Source organism: Hymenobacter caeli, from assembly GCF_013294115.1.
Taxonomy (GTDB): domain Bacteria; phylum Bacteroidota; class Bacteroidia; order Cytophagales; family Hymenobacteraceae; genus Hymenobacter; species Hymenobacter caeli.
Genome location: NZ_JABSNP010000004.1, coordinates 180,883 through 207,111 on the forward strand (window position 1 = coordinate 180,883; position 26,229 = coordinate 207,111).

Consider the following 26,229-nt stretch of genomic DNA (forward strand, 5'->3'; position numbering starts at 1 on the left):
TAGCTTTCTCCTTATGCGTATCCTCCTTTTTTCGCTCGGCGCACTACTGGCGGCCGGCAGCTCGTCGGCGCAAACGGCCCCCGCCCCGGCCTGGACCTCGGACCTTTCGGCGGCACTAGCCCAGGCCCAGGCCAGCCAGGAGCCGGTGCTGGCCGTGTTTTCGGGTTCCGACTGGTGCAAGCCCTGCATGATGCTCAAGCAGGAGGTGTTCGACCAGCCCGAGTTTGCGCAGTACGCCCGGGGCAAGTTCGTGCTGGCGCGCTTCGATTTCCCGCGCAACAAGAAAAATCGCCTCGACCCGGCCCAGACCAAGCGCAACGAGGAAGCCGCCGCTCGGCTCAACAAAGAAGGGGTGTTCCCGGCCGTGGTGCTGCTCTCGCCAGAAGGCAAAGTGCTGGCCCGCACCGGCTACCGCCCCGGCGGGGCCACCGCCTACGACGCTTACCTGAGCCAGCTCCTCGCCAAAAACTAAGCGCATGGCCTTACAAACGAACTACCTGGCTACCTGGCAGCGGCAGGTGCGGGCCGCCCTGCTGGTGGGGCTGTGCGCCGGCGGCAGCCTGGCGGCGGCGGCGCAGGCCCCCACCGTGGCCGCCGCCCGCGTGCCCCGCGCCTACACCCGCGCGGCGCACCTGATGGGCTCGCACTTCACGTTCACGGCCGTGTCGGCCGACGACTCGCTGGCCTGGCGGGCGCTGCGCGCGGGCCTGCGCGAAACCGGGCGCATCGACCGCCTTTTCTCCTACTGGGACTCGACCTCGCAAGTGGTCAAAATCAACCGCTCGGCCGGCGTCCGGCCCGTGGCGGTGGACCCGGAAGTGTACGATTTAATCGAGCGCACACTGAAGATTTCGGCGCTCAGCGGCGGGGCCTTCGACGTCACCTTTGCCAGCGGCGACAAGATTTACCAGTTCGACCGGCAAGAACATCCTGGCCTGCCCGACTCGGCCACGGTGCGCCGCTCGGTGCAGCGCATCGGCTGGCAAAAGGTGCGGCTCGACCCGGCCGCGCACTCGGTTTTCCTGCCCGAGAAGGGGATGCGCATCAACCTGGCCGGCGTGCTGCAAGGCTACGGAGTGCGCCGGGCCGCGGAAACCATGAAAAAAATGGGCATCGCCGGGGGCCTCATCAACGGCTCGGGCGACGTGTACTGCTGGGGCAAGCAGGCCGACGGCAGCGGCTGGCGCATCGCCATCGGCGACCCGGCCCGGCCGCACGCGGTGTCGTCGTGGCTGACGGTCAGCGATTTGGCGGTGGTCACGGCCGGCAACTACGAGCAGTACTTCACGGTGGGCGGCGTGTACTACGGCCACATCATCAACCCCCACACCGGCTACCCGGCCACGGGCCTGCGCTCGGTCACCATCATCTGCCCCGACGTGGAGCTGGCCGACGCCCTCGACGACGCCGTGTTCGTGCTGGGCCCCGTGGACGGGCTGGCCCTGATAAACCGCCTCAAGGGCGTAGACGCCACCGTGATTACCGACGCCGGCCAAACGCTGGTCTCCAAAGGAATGCAGCTTAACTCTTACCACAGCGCGGCCCCCACGGCCGCCGCCAACCCCAAACCATGAGCCGTAATTCGCGTTTTTTCCGCCCGGCCGCGCTGGGCTTGCTGCTGGCCGGGGCCCTGGCCTTGCCCGGCTGCGTGTCGGTGGCCGCCTACCAGAAGGCCTACCTCAACGACGAGGACATGCAGCTGGCCACCAAAAAAGTCGAGACCCCGGAGGTGAACTTCGAGAGCTACCGCGAAGGCGCGGGCGGGGCCAACGGCGGCAAGGTGGGCGGCGGCTGCGGCTGCAACTAGGGCCCCGGCAATCAAATCAAGTGAGATAAATTACTGTCAATGAGACTTTTACTTTTATTCGGCCTGGTGCTGGCGGTGCCGTGCGCGGCCCGGGCGCAGGGCACGCCCACCCCCAACCGCCTCGACGGCTCGGGCGTGCCGGCCGCGCCCGTGGTGGTCAACGCGGGGCCCGTTTCCGTCGGCGAAACCACCGTGGACGTCCTCAGCAGCTACTACCAGCAGAACGGCGACCACGGGGCCGTGGAGGGCGGCATCGGCACCCAGCACCTCACCGACGTGTCCCCCACCATCGTCCTGAACGTGCCGCTCGACTCGGTGGCGCGCATCACGGCCAACATCGGCTTCGACTACTACGCCTCGGCCTCGACCGACCGCATCGACCAGGTGCTCTCGTCGCCCTCGGCGCACGACGTGCGCGTCCACCTCGACCTGGGCTATTCCCGCACCCTCCAGGACAAGCGCACCATTGTGGGCATTGGCGGTGGGGCTTCCAAAGAATACGACTACCAGTCGTTTAACTTGGTTGGGTCCTGGGCCCGCGCCTCGCGCGACGGCAACCGCGAGCTGAGCGTGGCCGGGCAGGTGTACCTCGACCAGGTGACCCTCATCCGGCCCGTGGAGCTGCGCACCGGCGGCGGCAACCAGCAGCACGGCTCGGGCTCCGACAACCGCCAGAGCTACAACCTGAGCGTCGTGTACTCGCAGGTCCTCAGCAAGCGCCTGCAAGTGGCCGTGAGCACCGAGCTGGTGAGCCAGCGCGGGCTGCTGAGCACGCCCTTCCACCGGGTGTACTTCTACGACAGCAGCCCCGCGCTGGGCACGCCCGGCCAGCTGGGCACCGCCAAAACCGAGGTGCTGCCCCGCCTGCGCAACAAGTACCCCGTGGGCCTGCGCCTGAACTACTACGCCACCGACCTGGTGCAGTTCCGGGGTTTTTACCGGTTCTACAACGACAACTTCGGCATCCAGGCCCACACCTTCGAGCTGGAAACGCCGGTCAAGCTGACGCAGTTTTTCACGGTGTACCCCTTCTACCGCTACCACACCCAGACGGCGGCCGACTACTTTGCGCCCTACCTCGAGCACTCGGTGGCCGACGAATACTACACCTCCGACTACGACCTGGCGGCCTTTTCGGCCCAGAAGCTGGGCCTGGGCTTCCGCTACGCGCCGCTCTACGGGCTGGGCCGGTTCAAGGTGCCGTTGGGCCACCGGGTGGCCAAGTTCAAGTCCATTGATTTGCGCTACGGCCACTACTGGCAAACCACCGGCCTGACGGCCAACATCGTCGGCGTGGACTTCTCCTTCGTCATGCCCTAACCCGGGCCCCGCCCGTCCCCACCATCATGGATTCTTCCCTTCGCCGCTGGCTGTTGCTGGCCGGGTGGCTGTTGCTGGGCCAAACTGCCGGGGCCCAGGTGCTCGCGCCCACCAAGTTGCGCCCGGCCCTGAGCCGCCCCACCGCCCGGGTGGGCCAGGAGCTGGACCTGCTGGTAAATGCCCGCGTGCAGCCCAGCTGGCACCTCTACGCCACCAATTTCGACCCCGAGCTGGGCCCCACGGTGTTCGCCTTTTCGTTCGTCAAAAGCCCGGCCTACGCGCTGGTAGGCAAGCCGGTATCCGTCGGGGCGAAGCAGAAATACGACGACGTATTCAAGGGCACCATTAGCTATTTTGAAACGAGGGGGCAGGTGCGCCAGCGCATTCGGGTGCTGCGGCCGGGCGCCCTCACCCTCAAGGCCGAGGTCGAGTACCAGACCTGCACCGACGTGGACGGCCGCTGCGTGCCCGGCAGCGAAACGCTGACCTTCGGGCCCCTGGCGGTGAGCGGCCCGGCCGGGGCCGCCGCGCCCGCCAGCGCGCCGCCGGCTGCTAGCCTGCCGACTACCGCTGGCCCTCTACCACTCCCTACCCCTCCGGTGGCGGCCAATGCGCCGGCCCCGCTGGCCCCGCTGCCGGCCGCCCGCGCCCGCGCCGCCGTGCCGCTGGGCACCGGTGATGGCCTGTGGAGTTTCGGGCTGCTGGCTTTCCTGTCGGGGCTGGCGGCGCTGCTCACGCCCTGCGTGTTCCCGATGGTGCCCATGACGGTGTCGTACTTCACCGGCAGCAGCGGCACGCGCCGCCAAAGCATCACCAAGGCCCTGGTGTACGGCCTGAGCATCATCCTGATTTACACGCTGATTGGCGTAGTGGTGGCCCGGCTGCTGGGCGAGGACGGCCCCAATTTCATGGCCACGCACTGGCTGCCCAACCTGGTGTTTTTCGTGGTATTCGTGGTGTTCGGGCTCTCGTTTCTGGGGCTCTTTGAAATAACCTTGCCCCACGGCCTCGTGAACCAGATGGACGCGCGGGCCGACAAGGGCGGCTGGCTGGGCGTGTTTTTCATGGCCTTCACGCTGGTGCTGGTGTCGTTTTCGTGCACCGGGCCCATCGTGGCCACCATCCTGGGCCTGGCCGCGCGGGGCCAAACGCTCACGCCGGTGGTGGGCATGCTGGGCTTCTCGCTGGCGTTTGCGCTGCCGTTCACGCTGTTTGCCATCTTCCCCTCGTGGCTGAAAGGCCTGCCCCGCTCGGGCGGCTGGCTGAACACGGTGAAGGTGACGCTGGGCTTCGTGGAGCTGATGCTCGCCCTCAAGTTCCTGAGCATGGCCGACTTGGCCTACCACTGGGGCCTGCTCCCGCGCGACCTCTACATGGTGCTCTGGATTGCCCTGGCCAGCATGCTGATGCTCTACCTGCTGGGCAAATTCAAGCTCTCGCACGATTCCGACATGGCGCACCTGAGCGTGGGCCGGCTGCTGCTGGCGGTGGCCGCGCTGGGCTTTGTGGTGTACCTGGTGCCGGGCCTCTTCGGGGCCCCGCTGCCGCTGCTGGCCGGCTACCTGCCGCCCCAGAGCAGCCACGATTTTTCGCTGGCCACCGCCGCCCCGGCCGCCCCGCTGCCCGTGGCCAACGGCCCGTGCGAAGCCCCGCGCTACGGCGACTTCCTGGAGCTGCCCAACGGCCTGCGCGGCTACTTCGACCTGGCCCAGGCCCGGCGCTGCGCCCTGGCCCAGCACAAGCCGCTGTTCATCGACTTCACCGGCCACGCCTGCGTGAACTGCCGCCGGATGGAGGCCAGCGTGTGGCGCGACCCGCAGGTGCTGGCCCGCCTGCAGCGCGACTACGTGGTGGTGGCCCTCTACGTGGACGACAAGGCCGAACTGCCCCACAGCCAGTGGTACACCTCGCCCCGCGACCACCAGCTCAAAACCACCCTGGGCAAGCAAAACGCCGACCTGCAAGTGACCCGCTACGGCGTAAACGCTCAGCCCTACTACGTGCTGCTCGACCCCGCCGACGCGCTGGCCCGCCCCCTGGTGGCGCCCGTGGCCTACCAGCCCGATGCGGCCGCCTTTGCTCAGTTCCTCGACGCGGGCCAGCGCCACTACCGCCGGCCGGCCGTGGCCGTCGGAGTCGCGTTGACCGCCTCGTTCACCCGCTCGCGATAGTCTTTAACTAAATGGAAATGAGTTTATTAATTTAAAAATAAGGATAATGCGCTGATTTTTACAAGGGCTAGCAGGTGAGCCGAAAGCTGCGCTTTGATTAAGGAGCCAGGGAATAAATTTTCTAAAAGCGTGGGGGTAGGGTCTGAGTTGCGCCTCCCCCAAGCAGCTGGGTATAGGGCGCGGGGCCGGCCGGGGGTGGTCCTGCGGCAGCGTTTCATTTTTTAGTTTCTGGAGTATGCGGATTGCCTATTTCTCCGAATGCATGACGCCCGGCCAGGATGGCGTTTCGCGGGTGTTGCAGCGGCTGGTACTATACCACCGCACCCAGGGCCACGACGTGTGCTGGATTACGGCCCTGCCCGACCCCAGCTTGCCCGAAGCCCAGCTTTGCACCCGCAGCGTGCCGGTGCCGGGCTACGCGCCCTACCGCATGAGCACGGGCTGGCCGGGCCACCTGCTGGCCCAGCTCGCCGCCTTTGCGCCCGACGTGCTGCACATCCACGCGCCGTTCTGGCTGGGCTGGGCGGCCAGCCGGCTGGCCCAGCGCCTGGGTATTCCGTGCGTGGCCACCTTTCACACCGATTTTGCCAGCTACGTGGGCTACCACGGCAGCGGCGTGCTGGCCCCCCTGCTGCGCTGGCACAACCGCCTGGTGTACAACGCCTGCACGCTCACGCTGGTGCCCTCGCGCACGATGCAGGCCGCGCTCACCGCCGAGGGCATCCGGCGCACGCGGGTGCTGCCCCACGGCGTCGATACGGGGGCATTCAGCCCCGCTTTTCGCTCGGCCGCGTGGCGGCGGGCCATCGGCGCGGGCGGTGCCGGCCCGGCCGCGTGCATCTTGCTGTACGTGGGGCGGCTGGTCTGGGAAAAAAACCTGGCCCTGCTGGCGCAGGCCTTGCCCGAGGTACTGGCTGGCCAGCCCACGGCAGCCTTCGTGTTTGTGGGCGACGGCCCCGCCCGCGGGGCCTTGCAGCGGCAGCTGCCGCAGGCGCATTTTCTGGGCTACCAGGCCGGCGAGGCCCTGGCCACGGCCTACGCCTCGAGCGACGCGCTGGTGTTTCCCTCCGCCACCGAAACCTTCGGCAACGTGACGCTGGAGGCCATGGCCTCGGGCCTGGCCTGCCTGGTGGCCGACGCCGGGGGCTCGGCCGACCTGGTCGAGCACGGGGTCACGGGCCTCAAGTTCGCGCCCCACTGCGCGGCCGACCTAGCCCGCAATCTGCACGAATTGGTTCAAAACGAACCCCAGCGCAAGCGCATGGCCCGGCACGGGCTGGCCTTCGCCCAGCGCCAGACCTGGCCCGCCATCCTGGACCAGCAGCAGCGCGTGTACGAGGAGCTGGTGGCCCACCGGGCGGGGCGGGGCCCCCGCCTCCCCCCAATGCCGCCGCCGGCCCCCGTCGAGGAAATCACCCGCGAGCTGGTGGGCTGGTCACTGCCCCCGGCCGGCGTGTTGGGGACGGGGAAGCTAACAACCTGACAGCGCCATAGTTGCCGTGCTTACAGCTGGTTAGTAGTTGTTGACCATCTTTTTAAAAGCGTACGCCCGCCTGCACGCCCGGCCACAGGCGCCTGACCGATTGGTCGTCCGTCGAATTCAGCCAGAGCCATTGGTCCTGGCCAAACGACCAGCGGCGGGCCCCTCGCTGGGCGGCCGTGGCCAGGTTGAGGGTGGGGCCGAGCAGCAGCGAAACCTTGCCGTCGCGCTTGAGCTGCCAGGCCAGCAGGGGCCGCAGCTGCACGAGGCGCGCGTGCCGGATGTCGTCGTCGTCGTCGTCGCTCGGCAGCGCCCACGCCACCAGGTCAACGCTGGGCGTGAAGCGGCCCCGCGCCCGGCCGGCCGTGCCCAGGCCCAGCCCCCAGGCCACGCCCGAGCGCCGGTCGAACGGGCCAATGGCCGCGTTCAGCACCAGGTAGGCGTGCTGCACACCGATTTTGACCATGCCGCCCACGGGCAGGCCCTCGCTCAGCCAGGCCTCGCCGCGCAGGTAAGTGTGGCCCCACGCGTTGGCCAGGTCCAGGCGCTTGCCAGGGGCCACCGCCGGGGGGCTAGCCGGTGCGCGGGCCGGCTGTATGGTAGCCAGCGAAGCAGGAATTGGCAAACCGTTATTATCTAAGCTACTGTTTGTCAATAGACTAATTCGCGGCGATAAGAAGGTTAGGGCGCGCGCCGCCTCGTGGTCCGTCTGCGGCGAGGCACTGGCCCGCTGGCCGGCCGCTGCGCGGCTTAGCGGCTTGGCTAGGCCGCCGCCGCTGCCGGGGGGGGCGGGCCGCGGGCGGGCCCCGGAGGACTGGCCCGCGGCCCGCGCGGCGCCGGCTGCTACCTGGCCGTTGGCCCGGGCGGCGGGGCCGGGGCGAAGCGGGGAATTGGCTGCCTCCGCCGGTGCGGCGCGGCTAGGCGGCGCGGCCGTTGGCCGGCCCGGCCGCCGCCCGGCTGACATTCCGCCGGCCGTGCCGAGCGCACTGCTCGTCCGTCGGCGGGGCCCCGGGGTGGAGAAAGCAACCAGGGGCGCACCGGTACCCGCCGGCGGGCCGGCGGCAAGCGCCGGGGCCCCATCCTTCCGAGCCGGGGGGAACGCCGCGGCGGGGCGGGCCGTGGGGGCCGGCCGCTGAGCGGCGAAGGCCGCCCGCCCGGGCAGGGGCGGCCCGCTGCGGGCGGGGTAGCCGTTCACGGCGGTCACGCCGGCGGGCAGGGCGGCGGCGGCGGGCCACAGCACCAGCTGGCCACCGAGCAAGCCGTAGGATAGGTGGGTGGCGGCCAGCACTTCGCGCAGCACCGCGCCCAGCGGGCGCGGCGGCCCCGCTGCCAGCCGGTAGCGGCGCCCCACCGGAATGAGCGAGCTGCTGTAGCTGAACGGCAACCGGCTCTGGCGCGATAGTTCGGCCAGCACCTCGCCCAGCGGGCGGTTGCCGGGCGTGGGCGCTACCGGGCGCGCCAGTACCGCCGGCCCAGCCGGCGGCGGGCTGGGCTGCTGCGCCCGCGCCGGCCCGCCGCCGGCTAGCCCGGCGGCCGCCAGCACCAGCAACGCGCGGCCCGCACCGGGCCAGTACCCCGGGCCCCCGCTCACGGCTGGGCAACTAGGGTGGCCGAATCCGTAAGGCCGGCCGCGGCCGTATCCGCGGCGCAGCCGGGGCCGGCCAGCACGTAGCCGCCGCTGCCGTCGGGGCCCAGGCGGCTGGCGGTGGCGGCGGCCAGCACGGCCAGCACCTGGTGGGGCTGCGGGCGGGCAAAAGTGCCGGTGAAGCGGCACTTGCCCAGGCCGGCGCTCAGCAGCGTCACGGCCGTGCCGAAGGTGGCCCGCAGCGTGTGGGCCACCTGGGCCACCGGCGTGTCGCGGAAGCGCAGCGTATCGGTCTGCCAGGCCCGGAAGTTGTGGTCGGCCGTGGGGGTGCGGCGCAGCGCGGCGGCCACGCGGCCGGGGGCATCGGCGGCACGCAGGGCGGCGCGGGTGTCGGCCGTGAGCAGCACGCTGTCGGGGGCGGCGAGGCGCAGCAGCCACACCCGGCCGCGGGTCACGCTCACTTCCACCGAGTCTTCCGCCGCGTAGGCCCGCACGTTGAAGGCCGTGCCCGTCACGCGCACGCGGGCCGTGGCCGTGCTCACCAGGAAGGGCCGGGCGGGGTCGGGCACCACCTCAAAATACGCCTCGCCCGTGAGCTGCACGGCCCGCGTACCGGCGCTGGCCGGCGTGCTCAGCCCCCGGTAGTGCAGCCGCGAGTGGGCATTCAGCCACACCCGGCTGCCGTCGGGCAAGCGCACCAGCTGGCGGCGGGCGGCGCTGGCATAGGTGGTCACGGCGTCGCGCTTGCGCAGGAACTGCCCGTCGGTCAACAGGTAGCTGCCGCCCACCAGCAGCGCGAGCGCGGCGGCCAGCTGCCACCAGCCGGGGGCGGCCGGCACCGCGCCGGGCCGCAGCGGCCGCCCCACCGGCGCGGCTTGGGCAACTGCCGGCTCCTCCGCTTGTGGGGGGGCCACGGCTTGCATCAGGGGCCGGAAGCGCTGCCAGGCGGCCTCCACGTCGGCCGGCGTAAAGAGTACGGGGCCGGCCTGCGCCTCGCCGGCCCGCTCCCAGGCGCGGGTCACGGTGGCCAGAACCTGCAGGTGCACCGGGTCGGCCTGCACCCAGGCACGCAGCTCGGCCCGCTCGGCGGCCGAGGTTTCGGCGGCCAGGTGGCGGGCCAGCAGTGCCCAGGGGGCATCGGGCGGGTCGGGGTAGCGTTGCGTCATGCTGAAAGGCTGGGGGGAAAGGCAACGGGCCCCAGGGACAGATACGCCCCGGGCACGCTACCCCCACGCCGCCCCGAAAAATAAGCCTGAAACTGGGTTGGGGCCGGCCGGGCCATGCCCGGCGCGGCCGGCCCCAACCCGCCGCCCGGGGCCCGGCACGCCAGCAGGTAGAACAGCAGCCCGTACAGGTTTTTGAGCACCCCGGCCAGCTCCCGGCGCAGGATGCGCAGGGCCTTGCCCATCTGGTTTTCCACGGTTTTGGGCGAGATTTCGAGCGCCTCGGCGATTTGCAGGTAGCTCAGCTCCTCGTAGCGGCTCAGCTCGAACACGGCCCGGCACTGGGGCGGCAGGTGGGCCAGGGCCGCCGCCACGGCCTCGGCCGCTTCGGCCGCGTGCAGGCCGGCCAGGGCGTCGGGGGCCACCGGGGCGGGGGCAAGCGGGGCCTCGTCCCAGGCTACTTGGCGCTGGGCGCGCTGCTGGTGGCGCAGGGCGGCGTTCAGGGCCATGCGCGTGAGGTAGGCCCGGTGCGAGTCGAGGGCCGGCAGCGTGGCCACCCCCTGCCACACCCGCAAAAACACGTCCTGCAAAATGTCTTCCACCGCCGCCCGGTCGGGCACCGTGCGGTACACCAGGCTGCCCAGCGGGGCGTAAAAGGCCTGGAACAGCTGTTCGAGAAACGCCGCCGGGTCGGTCTGGCGCAGCAGCGTCAGGCGTGCATCGAGCGCCGCATCGTCGAATTTAGCCATAGGAATTAACCGTTGCTGCTCGGGTTAATAAGTGGTTCAACACGGGCGCATAAGCGCCCCCGGCCGCGGCCGCGGGGGGCGAGCTTCCGGGTGAGCCGGGCCCGCGCCCGGAACGCCAAGTTCAATTTACGGAAATAGGTTCGGCCACGGCGGGTCGGGGGCGGCTGGCGTTGGCCATCCGCGCCCCGCGGCTAAAGGTAGGCGCGGCCGGGGCTGCCCAAAGAACGGCGGGGCGCGGGGGCGGGGGCCGGCCGGGCATCTGTTCCCTGCCAGGCACGCCCGCCCTCGTCGGCCTGCGGTCCTGACCCCCTGATTTCATTTCATGGCTGCTAAAGTTTCTGCGCAACCTACTGCGGTAACGGCCGCAGCGGGGCTGTTCGTTGCGGCAGTCGCCTGCCAGAAGAAGGCCGGCCCTACCCCCGCCGGTACCCTGGCCGTCCTGCCCCTCGCAGTGGCCGCACCCGCCGGCAATCCCACCAGCCCGGCCAAGGGCTGGGCCCGGCCCGGTACTTCCAATAGCCCGGCACCATTCTCTGCGGCCGGCGCAACATGCAGACGGCTCTTGGTACCGCCTTGGATTGACTGCCAGCGGCTCCGTGGGGCCGTCGCCGGCCAGCATATTTTGGGGCATCCGGGCGCAGTCGCTCGAAATGCAGGCCCTGCGCCCGCTCGGTACGCCGGAAAAATGCTCGACCTCACCGGCCGCCGCGTGCGCCCCGCCGACGCCCCGGCCCGCCAGCACCTGCTGAACCTGAGTGGCCTGGCCCCCGGCGTGTATTTAGTGCGGGCCGAAGCGGCCGACGGCAGCGCCGTGGTGCAGCGCCTGGCGGTGCAGTAGCGGCAGAGCAAGTTGCTGAACTTATGCTTGGGATCAAAGGGGGGTGTAAGCGCAGGCTAATAGTTAACGATAGAAAAGAAAAACAGTACAATTAAAAAAACACCATACTAAATAAAAAACTGACAGTTATCTAAAGCAAGGCAAAACTACATATTTGATTGTTTGTGCAGGATGATCTAGACCATTCCATTAGGGCTAGAAAAGCAAAAAACAATATTTTAGAATTAATTTTGGTCATATGAATACAGTTTTTTTATTATATAAACATTCCCGTCAGGATCTTCTGGTAATATTCTTATGAGAATAGAATCACCTACATGACAACTAAATTCTCTAGTACCGCTATCATTCTTATAAAGAGTTAACTTATAATTATATTCAAAATCAATATTATATCCTCTTGAAAAGACTACTCTTGTAATTTTCGCATGTACGTTAACGCCATTTTTGTCGAGCTGGCTCTTGACTTTGTTTGTCCATATTTCAGAACAAACGACTACCAAGGCCACAAATCCCACAAAAATTAATGCTTTCAGCGGTTTGAAGGACTTCATATGTTGGGGACTCAAAAATATTTCAAGGCGTAAAAATAATTACTCCTTCTTAGCCTGAATCTTCATCTCTCATCTGTTTCACAGTCCCTGATATTGAAGCACCTGTGCCATTAGCAACTGAAATACCTGTTAATTCATTAATGACTTCATTAACCCTTTTTGCTTTGCCAAATTTATTAAATCCAATACTCACAGCGCATCCAACAGCTTCGGCTACAGCTTCACCAGCATCCTTATTGTAGTCTAAAAGAGCCGTTTTTATTTGAAGTGATTTTTTATAATCAAATGCTTCTTCTAAAACAAGATTTCCTCCACCCCGGTCGTAGGTGACCATGCGAAATCTCACACCAGAGAGCGTTTCCGCCGGGACCAATGTTGATCAAATGTGGATTAGAAGAGAGGGAAAAATATAAATATTAATATAATGGACAAATATTTTATGGTGTTATTCACTTTGAATTAAAAACCAAATTTCTTTTAATTGTCACAATAATTAGTAGAATCTTTTGCTAACACTTTTATGAATATAAAGCCCTCTAAATTAGCATAATTTTCTCTTTCCCCTGACCTAATAATACTTTTATTAAAACCTAGAGTAGGGTGGTAGAGCGGCTGCTATGCTGTAAGCAGATGCTCTACTCGCCGCAAACGCCACTACAAAGTCAGCGCAAACGCATCCCCGTCCTGCAAGGCCGGAAACTTGGCTCTAAAGTCCTGTAAATCGGCCCAACTCAGCGTGCGGGTGAAGCAGCCCACGGCGTCGCCGGCTTCCGCCAGGTACTGGCCGCGGGCGTCGAGCAGGGCCGAGTCGCCGGCGTAGGCGTGGCCGGAGCCGTCGGTGCCCACGCGGTTCACGCCGGCCACGCAGGCCAGGTTTTCGAGGGCGCGGGCTTGCAGCAGCACCTGCCAGGGGCCCCGGCGCACGGCGGGCCAGTTGGCCACGTACAGCAGCAGGTCGTAGGGCGCGGCGGCGGGGTTGCGGCTCCACACCGGGAAGCGCAAATCGTAGCACACGAGCGGGCAGATGCGCCAGCCGCGCCACGCCTCCACCGGCGGGCCCCCCCGGCCGGCCGTGTAGGTGCGGTGCTCGCCGGCGAAGGTGAACAGGTGGCGCTTGTCGTAGTGCGCCAGCGTGCCGTCGGGCCGTGCCCACAGCAGGCGGTTGTAGTAGTGGCCCCCCTCGCGGATGATGACGCTGCCCGTCACCACAGCGTCGTGGCGGGCGGCGGTGGCGCGCAGCCAGGCCACGGTGGGGCCGTCCATGGTTTCGGCTTGGCCCGCCGCGTCCATGCTGAAGCCGGTGGTGAACATCTCGGGCAGCACAATCAAGTCGGTGGGCTGGGCGTGGGCTGCCAGCAGGGCATCGAACTGGGCGCGGTTGGCGGCCGCGTCGTGCCAATGCAAATCGGCTTGCACAAGGGTAAGGGTGAGGTCAGGGGCCATTTGATGGTAAACGGTTTTGTAGAATGAGTCGCCGGCTAGTAGCGCGAACTTTGTAGTTCGCGACGCTCGCTTCGTCGCGGCGATGATTGTTGTACACTCACCGTTCAGCGGCGCGAACTACAAAGTTCGCGCTACTAGCCGGCCGCTGCCGGACCAATTTTGGGCGTGAACAGCTTGTGGGTACCGGCCCGCAGCCGCTCGGCGGCGGCTTCCAGCGTGGGGGCCTCCTTGGCAAAGCAGAAGCGCACCAGCCCTGGGTCGTGGCCGTCGTGGTAAAAGGCCGACACCGGCACCACGGCCACGCCCCAGCGCCGGGCCAGCTCCTCGGCGAATGCCCCGTCGGGGGCCCCGGACAGCGCCGCGTAGCCCGCCAGCTGGAAGTAGCCGGCCGGCACGGGCAGCAGGTCCCAGCCCGCGCCGGCCAGCAGGCCCCGGAACAGGTCGCGCTTGGCCTGGTAGAAGCCGGCCAGGCCCCGGGCGTGGGCGTCGGCGGGGTCGGCCTCCAGGGTGTCGGCCAGGGCCAGCTGGGTGGGCGTGCTCACGCTGAAGGTCACGAACTGGTGCACCCGCCGCAGCTCCCGCGTGAGGGCGGGCGGGGCCACGCAGTAGCCCACCTTCCAGCCGGTGGCGTGGTAGGTTTTGCCGAACGACGAGAGCACGAAGCTGCGCCCGCGCAGGCCCGGGTGCTGCCGCGCACTCCGCGCCGGGGCCCCGTCGAACACCAGGTGCTCGTACACTTCGTCGCTGAGCACCAGCGCGTCGGTGCCGTCCACGAGGGCGGCCAGCGCGTCCCAGTCGGCGGCCGAAAACACGGCCCCGCTGGGGTTGTGGGGCGAGTTCACCAGCACCAGCCGGGTGCGGGCCGAAAAGGCCGCCCGCACCGCGTCCCAGTCGGGCCGAAAATCGGGGGCGGGCAGGCGCACGTAGCGCGGCACGCCGCCTTGCAGCCGGATGGCGGGCCCGTACAAATCATACGCCGGCTCCAGCACCAGCACCTCGTCGCCGGGCCGCACCACGGCCGCCAGTACCGCGTACAGGGCCTCGGTGGCCCCGGCCGTGACGGTGATTTCCGCGTCCGGGTCGGGCGCGGGGGCCCCGGGGCGCAGGCGGCCCACCTGCGCGGCAATGGCCGCCCGCAGCCGCGGCAGCCCCGGCATGGCCGCGTACTGGTGGCCGCCGGGGGCCAGGGCGTGGCGGGCCAGCGCCTCGCGCAGGGCCCGGGGCGGGTCGTAGTCGGGGAAGCCCTGGGCCAGGTTCAGGGCCCCGGTTTCCTGGGCCAGCAGGGTCATGCGGGTGAAGACGCTGGTGCCCACGTCGGGCAGCTTGGAGTTCATATTCTGGTATTTGGTGCTTGGGAAAAGAACGTCATGCTGAGCGAAGTGAAGCATTTCTACTGCGCAAGTAATCCAACCGATTGATTTACTGCCGCGGGAGAGATGCTTCACCTCGCTCAGCATGACGTTCTTTTCCCAAGCACCAAACCACCCATCACAGGTAAATGGTGAACGTGGTGCCGGCGTCCACCACGCTGGCCACTTCGAGGCGGCCGCCGTGGCTTTGCACGATGCGGTTGACGAGGTAGAGGCCGGTGCCGGTGCCGTCGATGTGGGCGTGGAAGCGGGCAAACTGCTGGAAGAGCTGCGCCCCGAACCGGTCGAGGTCGATGCCCAGGCCGTTGTCCTGCACCGTGAGCACGGGGCGGCCGGTGGCGGGGTCGGGGGCGGCCCGCAGCCCGATGCGGGGCGGCCGGCCGGGCGCGGCGTACTTAAGGGCGTTGCTGAGCAGGTTGAAGAGCACGCTTTGCAGGTGGGCCCGCACGTAGCGCACCTCCGGGCACTGGGCAAAGTCGAGCGTGATGGCGGCCTGCAGGCGCGTCACCTGGTTTTGCACGCTGTGGATGGTGTCGCGCACCAGCGGCTCCAGGGCCAGCGGCTCGGGGGCGGGCGGCTCGGGGCGCTGGAGCTGCACCACGGCCGTGAGGTCGTCGATGGTGCCGTAAATCTGGCCCAGGGCCCGCTCGAAGTACTCGATGAGCTTCACGGCGTCGGGGTCGCGGAAGTAGGCGGTGCGGGTCAGCTCCTCAAAAATGCCCGCCATGTTGTTGATGGGCTGCTTGAGGTCGTGGCTGGCGGCGTACACGAAGTTGTCGAAGTCCTGGTTGGCCCGCACCAGGCGCTGGTTCTGGTCTTCGAGCAGCACCTGGGTGCGGGCCGAGTCGTCCACGTCGGTGCTGGTGCCGTACCAGCGCAGGAACTGCCCCTGCTCGTCGTAGAGGGCCTGGGCGCGGTGCAAAAACCAGCGGTACGCGCCCGTGCCGGCCTCGCGGAAGCGGGTGCGCTGCTCGAATTCCTGGCCGGCGGCCAGGTACGCGGCCCGGTCGCGGGCGGCGGCGGCCCGCTCCTCGGGGGGCAGCAGCAGGGCCCACTCCGTGCGCTGCGACTCGGCCAGGGTGAGGCCCGTGTACTCCACCCAGCGCTGGTTCACGAAGGTGAGGCGGCCGTCGGCGTCGGCGGCCCAGACCAGGTGGGGCAGGCTTTCGGCCAGGAAGCGGAACTCCCGCTCGCGCCGCACCAGCTGGTGGGTGAGGGTGTGCAGCTCGTGGATGTCGGTGTTGGTGCCGTACCAGCGCAGCACCCGGCCCCGAGCGTCGCGGGCGGGCTGGGCCTGGGCCAGCACCCAGCGGTAAGCCCCGTCGTGGCGCAGCAGCCGCAGCTCGGCCTCAAAAAAGGTGCCCTGCGCCACGGCCCGCTGCCAGCGGGCCAGCACCGGGGCCTGGTCGTCGGGGTGGATGGCGCGCCGCCAGTCGTGCCGGGCCCGCTCGCGCGTGGCCGGCCCCAGGAACTCGGCCGTGCGCTCGTTAAAAAACTCCATCTGGCCGCCGGCGTCGGCCGTCCACACCTGCTGGGGCAGGTGCTCGGTGAGGCCCCGCAGCCGCAGGTAGCCGCGCAGCGGGTCGGCCTCCAGGTGCAGTTGGTCGGTCACGTCGAGCAGGCGCAGCAGCAGGCCGCGGGGCGCGGGGTAGTGCTCGGGCAGGGGCTGCAAAGTGCCCCGCCAGTAGCGGGCCCCGGCGGGCGCGGCGGGGTGCAGGGCGGGCAGCAGTGTCTGGCCCTGGCCGGTGGCCAGGGCCGTGGCCAGCACCTCGGCCCACACGGGCGCGGGGGCCAGCCAGGCCCCCGCCGCCTCGCAGGCCGCCAGCAGCGCCGCCAGCGGCTGCTGGTGCAGGCCCGCGCCCACCGGGCCCGGCAGCAGCGCCAGAAACGCGTCGTTGAGGGCCTCCACGCGCCCGTCGGAGCCCAACAGCGCGTGGGGCGCGGGCAGGGCGGCAAACACGAGCCGGAAATCGAATACAGGGGCGGGCGCAGTGGGGGCAGGCATTGCGGCAGCAAACAAAGTGAGGCAGCACCGGCACGGCACCGGGCCAAAGGTAACCGCCCACCCGGGCTTCTGTTAGCCGCCGGCGCGGCCGGCCGGCCCCAAAAAAATGCCCCGGCCAAACGGCCGGGGCATTGAGGTAACTTGCTGGCCGGGGCCCGGGCAGCGCTACAGCACTGGCTTCAACAGGTTGGGGAATAGCTTGCGCACGTGCTCCACCTTGTGGGCCGACACGCCCGCGATGTAGGGGTTGTCGGGGTGCAGGCGGTAGTAGCCCTGGTGGTAGTCTTCGGCGGGCCAGAACTGCTGGAGGGGCACCACCTGGGTCACGATTTTGCCGTCGTACTCCTTCGAGGCGTTCACCTTGGCGATGGTGGCTTCGATTTCTTTTTTCTCCTCGGGGGTGCGGTAAAACACGGCCGAGCGGTACTCGGGGCCCGTGTCGGGGCCCTGGCGGTTGAGCTGGGTGGGGTCGTGCGAGGCCGTGAAGAAGATATCGGCCAGCTGCTGGTAGCTGATGACTTTGGGGTCGTAGTAGATGGCCACGGCCTCGGTGTGGCCGGTTTCCTGGCCGGCCACCTGCTCGTAGGTGGGGTGGGCCACGGTGCCGCCGGTGTAGCCGCTCACCACTTGCTTCACGCCCTTTATCTCTTCAAACGCCTCCTCCTGGGCCCAGAAGCAGCCCCCGGCAAAGGTGGCCGTGGACAACCCCGCCAGGTTGGCCGGGGCAAAGCCGGCCGTGGAGCGCGGCGGCTTGGCGGTGCTGGCTTGCGCCTGGGCCTGCGGCGAGCCGCAGGCGGTGGCCCCGGCCAGCAGGGCCAGGCCGAGAGCCGTATGCAATAAGTTTTTCATGGGAATGCGGGGGAAAGCTATAGTACGAAAGAGCGTTGCCCGCCGGATGGCGGCGCGTGCTGACTCGGTAGTCGGCCGCGCCGGGCAAACCTTACACGGGCCACCCGAATCGGTTATTTCCTCAACAAAAAGCCCGCCGAATAGGCTCCCCGGACCAGGTAATTCGCGGTAGACCCGTGGGCTCACGTGTCTTCCACGCAGCATCCGTATATAGCACTGCCTTTTCCATTTTTCCTTCCGTATATAGCACTACCTTTCCTGTTTTTCCTTCCGTGCCATGCCAACGCCCTACCCGGTGCCGCGTCGCTTTCGATTTTATGCCCTCGCCGGCCTGGGCCTGCTGGGGCTGGGCACCGTGGCCCTGCGCCCCGCCGCCGGGGCCCCCGACGAAGTAATCCGCCGCCTGGTGCAGGGCGTGCAAACATTTTACGCCGACGCCCGGCCCGAAAAAGCCTACCTGCACCTCGACCACGACGCCTACGCGGCGGGCGAAACCGTGTGGTTCGGGGCCTACCTGGTGGACGGCCAGCAGCACCGGCCCGACTCGCTGAGCCAGGTGTTGCACGTCGAGCTGGTGTCGGCCCAGCGGCGGGTGGTGCTGCGCCAGGCCCTGCACCTGGCCGGCGGCCGGGCCCCCGGGGCCCTGGCCCTGCCCGACACGCTGGCCCCCGGCACCTACCAGCTGCGCGCCTACACCGACTGGATGCGCAACGCCGGCCCCGACTTCTTCTATAGCCGCCGCCTGCGCGTGTGGCCCGCCGCCGACCCCGCCGCCGACGGCCCCGACGCCAAGGCCGCTGAGCACACCACTGCCGCGGCCGCCCGCACCGAGGCCCGCCGCCTGGGGGCCCCGCCCGACGTGCAGTTTTTTCCCGAAGGCGGCAACCTGGTGGAGGGCCTCGAAGGCGTGGTGGCCTTCAAAGCCGTGGACTACGCCGGCCGCGGCCTGGACGTGGCGGGCCAGGTGCTCGACGCCCAGGACCGGCCCGTGGCTACTTTTCGGAGCACGCACCTGGGCATGGGCACGTTCCGGCTGGTGCCGCAGCCCGGCCAGCGCTACCGCGCCGTGGTGGCCCAGTCCCAAGGGGGCCCCCTGGTGGTGCGGCTGCCCGCGGCCCAGGCCAGCGGCTACGCCCTGCACGTGACGCCCGAACCCAACGCCTTCCGCGTGAGCATTCGCCAGCGCGGGGCCCCCAGCGGGCAGGTGCTGCTGCTGGCCCAGGTGCGGGGCGCCATCGGCTACCTGGGCCAAGGCAGCGTGGTGGGCCAGGACGAGTTCATGGTGCGCATCCCGCGGGCCAAGCTGGCGGCCGGCATCGTGCACTTTACCGTGTTTGATGGGGCCGGGGTGCCCCAGGCCGAGCGCCTGGCCTTCGCCCCCGAGGCCGCCCCGCTGCGCGTGGCCCTGGCCCCCGACCGCCCCGCCTACGGCCCCCGCGAGGCGGTGCGCGTGCAGGTGAAAGTGACCGGCGCCGCCGGCCAGCCGGTGGGCGCCACCCGCCTGTCGGTGGCCGTGGCCGATGCCGCCGGGGCCGCCGCCGACGCCGAAACCATCGCCTCGAACCTGCTGCTGACCTCCGACCTGGCGGGCTACGTGGAGGCCCCCGGCTACTACTTCGACGACCCCACCGCCGAAACCGCCGGGGCCCTCGACGACCTGCTGCTGACCCAGGGCTGGCGGCGCTTCGCCTGGCAAGACGTGCTGGCCGGCCAGCTGCCGCCGCGCCCGTTCAGCGCCGCGCAGTCGCTGGGCCTGCGGGGGCAGGTGCTGACGCCCAGCGGCAAGCCCGTGCCCAACGGCCGGCTGGTGCTGCTGCGCAGCCAGCCCCACCGCCTGGTGCTGCCCGCCACCACCGACGACCAGGGCCGGTTCCTGTTCAACGGCCTGGGCGGCTGCGGCGACACGGCCCGCTTCACGCTCCAGGCCCGCACCGCCCGCGGCGGCGCCAACGTGGTGCTGCGCCTCGACGCCGGTCCGCCCGTGTCCGCGGGGGCCCTGCCGCCGCTGCCCCGCCTGCCCTCGCCCGCCGAGGCCGGGGCCCTGCGTGGGGCCCAGGCCCAGGTGGCCGCCGACCGCCGCTTTCGCCGCGACACGGCCAAAACCATCCTGCTGGGCAACGTGAGCGTGCGGGCTAAAAGAGTGGTGGTGCCGGACGGCCGCCGCCTCTACAACCCGTTCAACGCCACCGTGCTGCGCCTTGATGACCCCGCGCAAATGGCCGTGTCCAACCTGACGGTGTTCCAGGTGCTTCAGGGCCGGATTGCGGGCGTGAACATTACCGGGGCCGAGCCCAACGTGATGGTTCAAATCCGGGGAGCCTCGTCCATTTCGGGCAATAGTCGGCCGCTGTTTGTACTCGATGGCGTGCCCGTGGACCAAGATGCGCTGACGTTTTTCCCGGCCCGCGACGTCGAAACCATTGAAGTGCTCAAGGGCCCCGAGGCCGCGATTTACGGGTCGCGCGCGGCTGGGGGCGTGGTGGCCGTGTACACCCGCCGCGGGTCGCCCACCTACCGGCCGTCGGACGAACTGGCGCCGGGCATTGTGGCCGTGAACGCGCCCGGTTACGCCTGCGCCCGGCAGTTTTACCAGCCCCGCTACGACCGGCCCCAGCCCGCCGCCGCCGAGCGCCCCGACCCGCGCCGCCGCACCCTGTACTGGAACCCCGACGTGCGCACCAACGCCGCCGGCGAGGCCGAGCTGACCTTCTACACCGCTGATGCGGCCGGGCGCTTCCAGTTGGTGGCACAGGGCGTGTCGGCGGCCGGGCAGCCGGCCTTGGGCCGCGGGGCCCTGCAAGTAGCCCCGCGGCCGTAGGTCCCGCCCGGGTTTGCCCGCGGCGGAACCTATTCGGCGTAACTTTGGCCGGACAGTGCGCGCCGCCGATGGCCGTGCTTTTCGCCCCGCCCTACCCGCATGGCTACCGCCCCCACCGCTTTCACCGTGGCCACCGCCACCGAGCCGCACCGCGTGCGCACCCGCCAGATTGTGCGGGCCCACCCCGAGGTCAAGCAGCTCATGACCCGCAACCCCGCCACCTTCCTCATTGGGGCGGGCTGCGTGGCGGCGCAGGTACTCATTGCGTATTTGCTGCGCCACCAGGCCTGGTACTGGACCCTGCCGGTGGCCTATCTGGTGGGGGCGTTTTTCTCGCACACGCTGTTCGTGGTCATCCACGAGGCGGCCCACAACCTGGTGTTCAAGGGCTTGTGGAAGAACGTGGCCACGGGCATCCTGGCCAACTTCCCGTCGGTTTTTCCCACGGCCGTCAGCTTCAAGAACTTCCACATCAAGCACCACGTGTTCCAGGGCGTGCACGAGCTGGACGCCGACCTGCCCGACTGGTACGAGGCCAAGCTGATTAAAAACTACAGCATCGGCAAGGCCGTCTGGCTGTTTTTCTTCCCCGTGTTCCAGGTCATCCGCACGATGCGCTGCCGCGAGGTGGCCGTCGTCGACCGCTACGTGGCGGCCAACATCGTGGCCCAAATCGTGTTCGACGTGGCCATCGTGTACTTTTTCGGCTGGACGGCGATGCTGTACCTGTTCCTGAGCTTCTGGTTTTCGGTGGGCCTGCACCCGCTCGGGGCCCGCTGGATTCAGGAGCACTACCTCACCCTGAGCGAGACACAGGAAACCTACTCCTACTACGGCCGCCTGAACGGCGTGAACCTGAACGTGGGCTTCCACAACGAGCACCACGACATGCCCAGCATTCCGTGGAACAACCTGCCCAAGCTCAAGCAGGTAGCGCCCGAGTTCTACGAGCCGCTGCTGGCCCACACCAGCTACACCAAGCTGTTTTTTCAGTTCCTGTTCGACCAGGAAATCAGCCTCTACTCGCGCGTCATGCGCAAGGAGCGCGGCACCGCCACCCTCAAGGATATGAGCGTACCGGATAAGGAACTGGCATCGGCGTAGGGCCCCGGGGCCCCGCAAAAAAAGGGCGGCCCGCCGCGGGCCGCCCTTTTTTTGCGGGCTTGAAAAAATGCTACCTGTCGCTGAGGGCGCTACCTTTACGCCGTCTCCCCGTTCGCATGAAAACAGAAGTAAAAAACGCCTTCGGCAAGGTTATCATGACGGCGGAATACGAGCCGGCCGATAACCTCGTGTACAACAACTGGATGGGCTACCAAACCCGCGAGGGCATCATCACGGCGGCCAACGCCGGCCTGGAAATCATTGCCCAACACCGCTGCCCGTACCTGCTGAACGACAACACCCTGGTGCTGGGGCCGTGGGACCACGCCGTGGAGTGGATTGCCCAGGACTGGACGCCCCGGGCCATTGCCGCCGGCCTCACCCACTTTGCTCACGTCGTCAGCCCCGAGTCGTTCGCCGCCCTCTCGGCCCAGGCCATGGCCAGCGGTATCGCCGGCAGCTTCCAGATGCGCATTTTTGGCGGCGTGCCCGAGGCGCGGGCGTGGCTGCGGGCGGCGCGGCAAGGTGCGGGCTAGGGCACAAGCGGAGCGCAGGGCGTGGTGGCCACGTTGCTGAGTACCAAGTGCGGAACGGGCAGCGGCGGCCGGTTGACGTAGCAGTAGTAAGGGGCTTGGCGCTTGGGGTCGTTTTGGTACGTAAAATAAAAGCGCTGCCCGGGCTTACCCACCGAGTCCGGAAGGGCGTTGACGGCCGCAATGACGTTGGGCAGGTCGGTGCCTCCGGGAGCCGACGCGGCCGGCAACGTCTGACCAATAGCGTATTGCTCATCGACTTGCACCAAAAAGCCATCGATGCAGCTGCCGTACAGCACCGTACCCGAGTAGCACGCGGGGGCCGTGTCGACGTCGTGCTTGCAGCCTAGTAGCGCGCCAAATACGAGGGCAGACGGTAGGAGTAAGTGTAGGCGCATAGTCGGAAGAAAAGGGGAAGGAAAGAACCAAAAACAGGAGCCGCCAGCCCCGCCAAGGGTTGCACGGCCCCGCGCCAACCTCAGCCGCAACTCATCGAATGTAAGTAGCTTGCCGGCCGGGGCCCTGGCGCGCAGCCAACGGCTTTTACGGCTTCGGGAAAACATGCGTCGTTTGTTGCTGGGGGCCCTGGGGGGCTTGTTTTTTGCCGGGGCCGCGGGGGCCCAGAGCCTGCCCGTCATCGCCCAGAACCCGCCCGATTTGCGCTGGCGCGAGGTGCGCACGCCGCACTTCCGGGTGCTGTACCCGGCCGGGCTCGACTCGGCCGCGCAGCGCACGGCCGGGCGGCTGGAGGCCGTGCACGGGCCCGACGGGGCCACGCTGGGCGTGCAGGCCCGGCCCCTGGCGGTGGTGCTGCAAAACCAGACGACCGTGAGCAACGGGTTCGTGACGTTTCTGCCGCGCCACGCCGAGTTTTTCACCACCCCGCAGCAGGGGCAGGGCCTGGGCACCGTGGACTGGCTCGACGGGCTGGTGGTGCACGAGTTCCGGCACGTGAACCAGTTTGATAAAGCGCGGGAGGGCGTGGGGCGGGCCCTGGTGCCGCTGCTCGGCGACGGGGCCCTGGGCGTGGCGGCGGTGGGCGTGCCGCAGTGGTTTTTCGAGGGCGACGCCGTGGGCTCCGAAACGGCCCTCACGCGCAGCGGGCGCGGGCGCATCCCCAGCTTCGGGGTGGGCCTGCGGGCCAACCTGCTGAGCGGCCAGCGCTACAATTACCAGAAGGCCGTGAACGGCTCGCTGCGCGACAACGTGCCCGACTGGTACGTGCTGGGCTATTTTATGACTTCGTACCTGAAGGCGCACCGGGGGCCCGACGTGTGGGCGCGGGTGCTGGACGAGTACTACCGGTTTCCGTTCTACCCGTTCTCGTTCTCGAACAGCATCCGCCGCACCACCGGCCTGCGGGTGGAGGACTTGTACGCCCGCACGATGGCCGACCTCGACTCGACCTGGCGCACCGAGCGGGCCGCCCGGCCCGCGCCCACGGAGGTGCGCGAGCTGGCCGGGCAGGCCGATACCCACATTTTTACGCAGTACCAGTACCCGCAGTACGTGACCGACAGCACGGTGCTGGCCCTGAAAAGCGGGCTGAACAACGTGCCGCAGCTGGTGCTGCTGGGCCGCCACGGCCGCGAGCGAAAGGTGTTCACGCCGGGCCTGCTGAACATCCCGGAAATGCTGTCGGTGGGCGGCGGGGCGGCGGTGTGGCCCGAGTTTCGGCAGCAGCCGCGCTGGGGAGAGCGGGTGTTTTCGGAGCTGAAAATCCTGGATTTGACGACTGGCCGGCTGCGGACGGTGGGCCGGGGCGGGCGCTACGCCGCCGCGGCCCTCTCGCCCGACGGGGCCCGGTTGGTGGCCGTGCGCACCAGCGCGGCCTACCGCCATGCGCTGGTGGTGCTCGACGCCCGCTCCGGGGCCATCCTCCGGGAGCTGCCCAATCCGCGCAACGACTTCTACCAGCAGCCGCGCTGGACGCCCGACGGCCGCCGCATCGTGGCCGTGGCCCTGAGCGCGGCCGGTAAAACCCTGGAACTCCTCGACCCCGCCACCGGCGCGGCCCAGCGCCTGTTGCCCGTGGCCAACGTGAACCTGGCCAACCCCCAGCCCTGGGGCGACTACGTGCTCTACAACTCGCCGCAGTCGGGGGTGGATAACATTTACGCCGTCAACACCGCTTCGGGCCAGACATTTCGGGTGACGAACCGGCCCTTTGGGGCCTACCACGCGGCGGTTTCACCCGACGGCCAGCATCTGACTTTTCACGACTATCGCGCTACCGGGGCCCGCATCGTGGAGATGCCCCTCGACCCCGCCGCCTGGACGCTCCTGGGGCCCCCCGCTCTGGCCGACGCACCGGGCCCCTACGCCGCCGCCCTGGCCGCCGGCGAGCCGGGGGCGGCCCGCATCACGGCGCTGCTGGCCGCCCCCGATTCGGCAGGGCCGCGCTACGGGGTGCGGCGCTACCGGCCGGTGGCCCATGCGTTTCGGGTGTTCAGCTACGGCGTGGTGCAGAGCCCGGCCGGCAACGCCGTGACCGTAGGCCTGCGCTCGCAGGATTTTTTGAGCACTACCCAGGCCTTTGCCGGCCTGAGCTACGACCAGACGGAGCGCACCTTCGCCGGCACCGCGGCTGTGAGCTACCAGGGCCGCTTCCCGGTGCTGGACGTGGAGGCCAGCTACGGCGGGCGCAACGCTTCGCGTTACGTAGACAGGACTCTGCCCCTCGACAGCCTGCGACGCGACCAGTGGCAGGTGGCCCGGTTGCTGGTCGGGGCCCGCATTCCATTAGTGCTCACTAAATCCAAGTATTTGCAGGCCCTCACGCTGGGGGCCTATTACCTCCACGAGCAGGTTTATGGCTACGACCTGCCCACGCGCCTGTACAGCGAAACCGGCCCCACCACGCCGCTGCACGCCCTGCAAACCTCCCTGTCCTACGCGAGCCAGCTCAAGCAGAGCGCCCGCGACGTGGCCCCCCGCGGCGGGGCCACGCTGCTGGCCACCTACCGCACTACGCCCTTCGGCACCAACCTGCAGGCCACCCAGGTGGGGGCCCAGGCGGCCGTGTACCTGCCCGGCCTGGCCGCGCACCACGCCCTGCGCCTGCGCGCCGGCTACCAGTACCAGCAGCAGAACCAGTACAATTTCACGGCCGCCATCTCGTACCCGCGGGCCGAAACCAGCTACCTCAGCTTCGACCGCCTCGCCGCGGCCAGCGCCGACTATCACCTGCCGCTGGCCTTCGTGCACTGGTCGGTGGGCCGGGTGCTGTACGTGCAGCGCCTGCGGGCCGACGTGTTCGCCGACGTGGCCCGGGGCAGCAGCCTGGTGCCCGTGAGCCGCACGGCCAACGCCCGCGCCACCCAGGATTTCCGCAACGGCGGCGCGGACGTGCTGGCCCTGTTCAACGTGTTTCACCTGCGCACGCCCATCGAGGCCGGCCTGCGCGTGGCCTACAGCAGCTATTTGCAGCGGTGGGTGGTGCAGCCGCTGGCGCTCAACGTGCGGCTGTAAGGCGGGGAACCTCACCCCCGGCCCCTCTCCTGCGGAGAGGGGTGCGCTCAATTTGCTCGTTCAATTATTCGCCGACGACCGGCACCCCTCTCCGCAGGAGAGGGGACGGGGGTGAGGTTTTTTCGCATGGGCCCCGACTCTTCACCGCACGTGCTTCACGTCGTCGTCGTCGTTGCGGCCGGGGTTGAGGAGGCGGGCGGTGCCTTTGTAGTGCAGGTCGGAGCCGCCCGAGGCGTTGGCCGTCAGCTCGCCGTCCACCCACACGTCGGCGTCGGAGCCGCCGCTGGCGCTGACGGTGGCCGTGGTGCTTTGCAGGCCGAAGCCGTGGTAGTCGGAGCCGCCGCTGAAGCGCATTTCCTGCCGCTCCACCCGGCCGGTCAGCGTCACGTCGGAGCCGCCCGACGATTCGGCGTGCACCGTTTTGGCCTGCAATTGCAGCGTCACGTCGGAGCCGCCGCTGGCCCGGATGCTGAAGTCGTCGGCCCGCAGCGGGGTTTGGCCGTGGGCGTCGGCCCCGCCGCTCAGCGCGAGGCCCGTCAGGCGCGGGGCGGTGATGTACACCTTCACGCTGCGCTGCCGGCCGGCGAGGCTGTTCCACGAAGTCATGTTTTTCCACGAGAAATCCTTCTCCCAATGAATCAGCAGCGTGCCGTCGCGCACCTCCGTCACCACGTGGGGCAGGGCCTCGGGCAGGGCCTCCACCGCCACGGCCGCCGCGGGGCCCTGCGCGAGGTACACGTCGATGCCGCCGCTGGACTCGACTTTCTCGAAGCTGCCGGACACGGCGCGGGCCTGCCGCTGCTGGGCGCGGGCCCCGGTGGTGGCCAGGGCCAGGGCCGTGCCCAGCAAGTAAGGGAGGAGGGAAGAAGTAGCCATGCGGAAAGGGTTGGTTAGTAAGGGGGTGGGCAGCAGGTAAGGTACGGGGTTCGGGGCTGATTACCGACCCGGGGCCCCCGGCGTTACAAAGGG

The 26,229-nt window shown here is 68.4% G+C and carries 22 protein-coding genes; 11 read left to right on the top strand and 11 right to left on the bottom strand.

The features are described 5' to 3' along the window. Positions 1 to 13 precede the first annotated feature (13 nt). The 6 genes from HNP98_RS06065 to HNP98_RS06090 all read left to right on the top strand — a co-directional run bounded on the left by HNP98_RS06065 (position 14) and on the right by HNP98_RS06090 (position 6,781). Positions 14 to 472 carry a thioredoxin family protein gene (locus tag HNP98_RS06065; RefSeq protein ID WP_173809146.1) on the top strand — a complete coding sequence of 153 codons (459 nt, stop codon included), beginning with the start codon at positions 14 to 16 and terminating at the stop codon, positions 470 to 472. Positions 473 to 476: 4 nt separating this feature from the next. Further along, positions 477 to 1,574 carry an FAD:protein FMN transferase gene (locus HNP98_RS06070; RefSeq protein WP_173809147.1) on the top strand — a complete coding sequence of 366 codons (1,098 nt, stop codon included), beginning with the start codon at positions 477 to 479 and terminating at the stop codon, positions 1,572 to 1,574. Next, a complete protein-coding gene (locus tag HNP98_RS06075; protein ID WP_173809148.1) occupies positions 1,571 to 1,807 on the top strand; it encodes a DUF4266 domain-containing protein in 237 nt (78 codons plus the stop codon). Before HNP98_RS06070 ends, HNP98_RS06075 begins: the two co-directional genes overlap by 4 nt. A 39-nt stretch (positions 1,808 to 1,846) precedes the next feature. Next, on the top strand, positions 1,847 to 3,127 hold the full coding sequence (locus HNP98_RS06080) for a DUF3570 domain-containing protein (protein ID WP_173809149.1): 1,281 nt from the start codon (positions 1,847 to 1,849) through the stop codon (positions 3,125 to 3,127). 26 nt (positions 3,128 to 3,153) lie between these two features. Continuing rightward, positions 3,154 to 5,298, top strand: a complete 2,145-nt coding sequence (locus HNP98_RS06085; protein WP_173809150.1) for a protein-disulfide reductase DsbD family protein — start codon at positions 3,154 to 3,156, stop codon at positions 5,296 to 5,298. 235 nt (positions 5,299 to 5,533) lie between these two features. Beyond that, positions 5,534 to 6,781: a glycosyltransferase family 4 protein gene (locus tag HNP98_RS06090; protein WP_173809151.1), complete on the top strand. Its 1,248-nt coding sequence runs from the start codon at positions 5,534 to 5,536 to the stop codon at positions 6,779 to 6,781. A gap of 52 nt (positions 6,782 to 6,833) precedes the next feature. On the opposite strand, the gene HNP98_RS06095 is transcribed toward HNP98_RS06090, so the two are convergent. The 3 genes from HNP98_RS06095 to HNP98_RS06105 are packed head-to-tail and all read right to left on the bottom strand — an operon-like array spanning position 6,834 to position 10,275. After that, positions 6,834 to 8,369 (bottom strand): hypothetical protein, encoded by a 1,536-nt coding sequence (locus HNP98_RS06095; RefSeq protein ID WP_173809152.1) that lies wholly within the window; start codon positions 8,367 to 8,369, stop codon positions 6,834 to 6,836. Further along, positions 8,366 to 9,529: a FecR family protein gene (locus tag HNP98_RS06100; protein ID WP_173809153.1), complete on the bottom strand. Its 1,164-nt coding sequence runs from the start codon at positions 9,527 to 9,529 to the stop codon at positions 8,366 to 8,368. Before HNP98_RS06100 ends, HNP98_RS06095 begins: the two co-directional genes overlap by 4 nt. Beyond that, positions 9,526 to 10,275 carry a sigma-70 family RNA polymerase sigma factor gene (locus HNP98_RS06105; protein ID WP_173809154.1) on the bottom strand — a complete coding sequence of 250 codons (750 nt, stop codon included), beginning with the start codon at positions 10,273 to 10,275 and terminating at the stop codon, positions 9,526 to 9,528. The genes HNP98_RS06100 and HNP98_RS06105 overlap by 4 nt, the downstream gene beginning before the upstream one ends. A 685-nt stretch (positions 10,276 to 10,960) precedes the next feature. On the opposite strand from HNP98_RS06105, the gene HNP98_RS06110 reads away from it, so the two are divergent. After that, entirely contained in the window at positions 10,961 to 11,113 is a 153-nt protein-coding gene (locus HNP98_RS06110; RefSeq protein ID WP_173809155.1) for a T9SS type A sorting domain-containing protein, read from the top strand. A gap of 224 nt (positions 11,114 to 11,337) precedes the next feature. Here HNP98_RS06110 and HNP98_RS06115 read toward each other — a convergent pair whose 3' ends face one another. From HNP98_RS06115 to msrA, 6 genes are all read right to left on the bottom strand, one after another. Then, the gene (locus HNP98_RS06115; RefSeq protein ID WP_173809156.1) at positions 11,338 to 11,667 is read right to left on the bottom strand and encodes a hypothetical protein; all 330 of its coding nucleotides are present in this window, start codon (positions 11,665 to 11,667) and stop codon (positions 11,338 to 11,340) included. Positions 11,668 to 11,716: 49 nt separating this feature from the next. Beyond that, complete coding sequence (locus HNP98_RS06120) at positions 11,717 to 12,001, bottom strand: hypothetical protein (RefSeq protein ID WP_173809157.1); 285 nt, start codon at positions 11,999 to 12,001, stop codon at positions 11,717 to 11,719. 320 nt (positions 12,002 to 12,321) lie between these two features. Continuing rightward, on the bottom strand, positions 12,322 to 13,110 hold the full coding sequence (locus HNP98_RS06125; protein WP_173809158.1) for an amidohydrolase: 789 nt from the start codon (positions 13,108 to 13,110) through the stop codon (positions 12,322 to 12,324). A gap of 134 nt (positions 13,111 to 13,244) precedes the next feature. Then, positions 13,245 to 14,444: a methionine aminotransferase gene (locus HNP98_RS06130; protein WP_173809159.1), complete on the bottom strand. Its 1,200-nt coding sequence runs from the start codon at positions 14,442 to 14,444 to the stop codon at positions 13,245 to 13,247. A 154-nt stretch (positions 14,445 to 14,598) separates the two neighbouring features. After that, positions 14,599 to 16,485 carry a PAS domain-containing sensor histidine kinase gene (locus tag HNP98_RS06135; protein WP_173809160.1) on the bottom strand — a complete coding sequence of 629 codons (1,887 nt, stop codon included), beginning with the start codon at positions 16,483 to 16,485 and terminating at the stop codon, positions 14,599 to 14,601. Positions 16,486 to 16,650: 165 nt separating this feature from the next. Further along, positions 16,651 to 17,334, bottom strand: a complete 684-nt coding sequence (gene msrA / locus HNP98_RS06140; protein ID WP_173809161.1) for a peptide-methionine (S)-S-oxide reductase MsrA — start codon at positions 17,332 to 17,334, stop codon at positions 16,651 to 16,653. Between the two features lie 277 nt (positions 17,335 to 17,611). On the opposite strand from msrA, the gene HNP98_RS06145 reads away from it, so the two are divergent. The 3 genes from HNP98_RS06145 to HNP98_RS06155 all read left to right on the top strand — a co-directional run bounded on the left by HNP98_RS06145 (position 17,612) and on the right by HNP98_RS06155 (position 21,792). After that, positions 17,612 to 20,152 (top strand): TonB-dependent receptor plug domain-containing protein, encoded by a 2,541-nt coding sequence (locus HNP98_RS06145; RefSeq protein WP_173809162.1) that lies wholly within the window; start codon positions 17,612 to 17,614, stop codon positions 20,150 to 20,152. A gap of 99 nt (positions 20,153 to 20,251) precedes the next feature. Beyond that, a complete protein-coding gene (locus HNP98_RS06150) occupies positions 20,252 to 21,256 on the top strand; it encodes a fatty acid desaturase (protein WP_173809163.1) in 1,005 nt (334 codons plus the stop codon). A gap of 116 nt (positions 21,257 to 21,372) precedes the next feature. Beyond that, entirely contained in the window at positions 21,373 to 21,792 is a 420-nt protein-coding gene (locus HNP98_RS06155) for a hypothetical protein (RefSeq protein WP_173809164.1), read from the top strand. Here HNP98_RS06155 and HNP98_RS06160 read toward each other — a convergent pair. Next, the gene (locus HNP98_RS06160) at positions 21,789 to 22,187 is read right to left on the bottom strand and encodes a hypothetical protein (RefSeq protein ID WP_173809165.1); all 399 of its coding nucleotides are present in this window, start codon (positions 22,185 to 22,187) and stop codon (positions 21,789 to 21,791) included. The genes HNP98_RS06155 and HNP98_RS06160 overlap by 4 nt on opposite strands. 163 nt (positions 22,188 to 22,350) lie before the next feature. Here HNP98_RS06160 and HNP98_RS06165 point away from each other — a divergent pair, with 163 nt between their 5' ends. Then, entirely contained in the window at positions 22,351 to 25,260 is a 2,910-nt protein-coding gene (locus tag HNP98_RS06165) for a TolB family protein (protein WP_173809166.1), read from the top strand. Positions 25,261 to 25,401: 141 nt separating this feature from the next. Here HNP98_RS06165 and HNP98_RS06170 read toward each other — a convergent pair whose 3' ends face one another. After that, on the bottom strand, positions 25,402 to 26,136 hold the full coding sequence (locus HNP98_RS06170) for a head GIN domain-containing protein (protein ID WP_173809167.1): 735 nt from the start codon (positions 26,134 to 26,136) through the stop codon (positions 25,402 to 25,404). Between the last annotated feature and the right edge of the window lie 93 nt (positions 26,137 to 26,229).